Annotated in this window: 1 protein-coding gene; it reads left to right on the forward strand. The window is 38.3% G+C overall.

Going from position 1 to position 3,968, the window contains the following annotated elements:
- Positions 1-3,968, forward strand: a 3,968-nt coding sequence (locus tag HM986_RS17410) for a T9SS type B sorting domain-containing protein (RefSeq protein ID WP_179336317.1), incomplete at both ends; no start/stop codon positions are given.

Here is a 3,968-nt window from a genome sequence, read left to right on the forward strand (position 1 = left end):
GATTCTAGTTGTTACAATGCCTCAGCCACTGCATTATTTAATTTAGTTGTTAACACAAAAGCTTTAGCTACAGCGCCAGACGCATTGGAAGTTTGTGATGATGCTAGTGATGATGGCTTTGCTATTTTTGATTTAAATAGTCAAGTAGGTGTTATTTTAGGAGGTCAAGACGCTACGGTTTACAATGTCTCTTTTCACGCTAGTCAAGATAATGCAAACAATAATGCAGGAGTTTTACCAACAAGTTACACCAATAGCACAGCTAATCTAGAGACGATTTATGCAAGAGTAGAAGACCCTTTGCATCCAACGTGTTATAGCACTACGAGTTTTGATCTTATTGTTAATTCATTGCCAGAAGTGATAGCGCCAAGCGCTCTAGAAGTTTGTGACGATGGTACACCAGATGGTCTAACAGAGATGGATTTAAGTCTAAAGACCACCGAAATCACAGGAAACAACCCTGCGTATTCTGTAAGTTACTATGAGACTATGGCAGAAGCAGAGGCCGATACAAATCCGTTACCAACGTTATATACCAATACCAGTAACGGCCAAATCATTTATGTACGTGTAGAGAATATAAATACAGGCTGTTATGCTACGACTAATTTAGAATTAGCAGTGCAACAAGCACCCATAGCATTTACACCACAGGCACTTATATACTGTGATCCCGATAATGATGGTATAGGGGTGTTTACACTAACTGATGTCGATGATGAAATTACAGGAGGCGCATCTGGTTTAGAGGTGACCTACCACGAAACAGAAGTCAATGCCGATAATGGAGTTGATGCTATTGACACTACGGTAAACTATAATAACATTGTTCAAAATGCTCAACTATTATATGCCCGAATAGAAAGTCCGACAATCGCCACAGATTGTGCTACAGTTGTTGAGGTAGAATTAATAGTAGAACCAACACCACAATTAATAGCTCCCACACCACTCGCAGCCTGTGATGATATTTCAGCAGATGGCTTTGCTAGTTTTGATTTAACGATTAAAGCACCAGAATTTCTAAACGGTCAAGATCCATTACAGTACATCGTAAGTTATTACGAGAGTGAAGCGAATGCCGCAGCAGCCAATAATGCAATTAGTAATCCACTTGATTATACCAATACAGATGATTTTAATCAAATTATTTGGGTGCGTGTAGAGGATAATACCACGGTAGGAGGCTGTTATAAGGTTACCAGTTTAGAATTAATTGTCAACCCATTACCAGTATTAGTAACACCAGGACCATTAGAGTTGTGTGATGTTAATAATCCAGGAGATGAGCAAGAAGGTTTTATCTTAGAAGATGCTAATGAGGCCATTTTAAATGGCCAAACAGGTATTACCCTAACGTACTATGAGACCCAATTGGATGCCGATAATGCAAGCAACCCCATAATGAGTCCATATGTAAACACAAGCAACGCCCAGACTATTTTTGTAAGAGCAGAAAACGATGTTACAGGTTGTTATAATACGGTGACTGTCACTTTACGTGTTGATCCAGTGCCATCACCAGAATCAGATCCAACACCAATAGAAGTTTGTGATGATGACAATGATGGTTTTGCAGAATTTGATTTAACACAACGTACTATAGAAATCACCAATGGCGAACCCAATGTAGAGATTAGCTATCACGAGACACAAACCGATGCCAATAATGATGATAATCCAATACTTGGCTTATACACCAACATTGTAGCGAACAACCAAATGATTTATGTGCGTTCAGAGAACACCTTAACAGGTTGCTATAGTCTTACGACTAATACGCTAGAATTAATTGTATTGTCATCACCAGAAGTGCCAACAAGTATCGCACCTTTTGTTTTGTGCGACACCGATGATAATGGTATTACCCAATTTGATCTAACCACTAAAGATGATGAGATTTTAAACGGACAAGACCCCTTAGAAGTTGTGTTAACGTATCATGTTAATGAGTTAGATGCCGCAAGTGGAAACAATCCAATAATCAATGTTGGTAATTATACGAATACTTCAAATCCACAAACGCTTTATGTACGTTTGTTTAATCCAGCTAGCGGCTGTCAAGATACCGGGCTGTTTGAGTTAGAAGTTAATTTACCACCCGTAGCAATACAACCCACACAACTGAGTGTATGTGATGACTTAGGTGAAACACCAGGAGATGAGTTTACCTCATTTGATTTAACAGTAAAAGACAATGAGATCATAGGAGGTAATGCAAGTTGGTCCGTAGCATATTATGAGACTAATGCCGATGCACAATCTCAGACTAATGTCATTGCAGATCCCACACAGTATACCAATACCTCTATAAACGGCTTAAGTGCTAACCCACAAACGCTTTATGTAGTTGTTACCGATACCGATACTGGTTGTGTAGATTATGTAACATTAACGATAAGAGTATTACCCAACCCAACCCCAACCCCAAGTGATGAAATACCAAACTTAGAGTTGTGTGACGCTATTAATACCGGAGATGGGGTAGAGGTTTTTGACCTTACAGAAAATGAAATACTCATTTTAAATGGAGAAGCAGGAGTGACAGCAAGCTATTATGAGAGTTTAGATGATGCCAACTCAGATACGAATGCGATACCAGACCCAACGCAATACACCAATACAGAAACCCCAGAACAAGAGATTTATGTAAGGGTTACCAATGATGCAACAGGTTGTTATGCCTTAATTGATTTTACAATTATAGTACACCCATTACCAAGTGTTGTAGCTGTAACAGACTTTATTCAATGTGAATTAAATACCGATGGCTTTGATAATTTTGATTTAACCACTAAAGACGAAGAGGTTTTAAATGGTCAAGATCCATCACAGTTTATAGTGAGCTATCACGATAATTTAGGTGATGCTGAAGCCGGTATGAATGGTTTAGTTAGTTTATATACCAACTTAAGCAACCCACAGCAGATATTTGTGACTATCACCAACAATGTAACAGGATGTTCAATAAGCACACAGAGCTTTAATCTCGAAGTGCAAGAAGCAGCACAAGCCAATCCAAATATGGCACCAATTCTTTATGAAACCTGTGATGATGAGATGGAAACTGATGGAGACCCAACCAATGATAGTGCACAGTTTGATTTAACCACAAGAGATCCAGAAGTTTTAGACGGTCAAGATCCACTAAACTACATTGTAAGCTATTATGAAACGCAAGACGATGCGGACTTAAAGGTAAATCCATTACCAACACTGTATGAAAATACCGTTAACCCACAAGTTATTTATGCACGAGTAGATAATGACACGCCAGATGGAGTTACAGGTAATGATACGTCTATTTGTTACGCCGTAGCCGAGGTTACCTTACAAGTTAATCCGTTACCAGAATTTAATTTAGACGAGACTTATATTTTATGTTTAAACACTAATGGTACAGAGGCACTAGATCCCTTAGTTATCGATACAGGTTTATCCGCAACAGATTATAGTTTTGAATGGAGTTATAATAATACAGTCCTACCAACGGAGACAGGTCCAAGTATCATACCAACAGAAGGAGGAAGCTACAGTGTGTTAGTAACCGATATGAGCACATCAACAGTAACCAATTGTACTAATGTAGATACAACTGAAGTTATAGAAAGCGAACCACCAAGTTTAACTGTAGAATTACTAACACTAAATTTTGCAGAGAACCACAGTTTAGAAGCTATAGCGATAGGAATAGGTATTTATGAATACAGTTTAGACGGAGGTCCATGGCAAGATGATAACATCTTTACAGGAGTATCAGCAGGAGACCATGAGATTACGGCAAGAGATAAAAATGGTTGTGGATTAACAACCACATCACGTTTTATTATCGATTATCCATTGTTTTTTACACCCAATGGAGATGGAAATAATGAAACTTGGAATATTGAACGTATTGGAAGTAATGCAAAAATTTATATATTTGACCGGTACGGAAAGTTACTGAAACAATTAAGTCCTGATGG

It is taken from the genome of Winogradskyella costae, assembly GCF_013403865.1.
Taxonomy (GTDB): Bacteria; Bacteroidota; Bacteroidia; order Flavobacteriales; family Flavobacteriaceae; genus Winogradskyella; species Winogradskyella costae.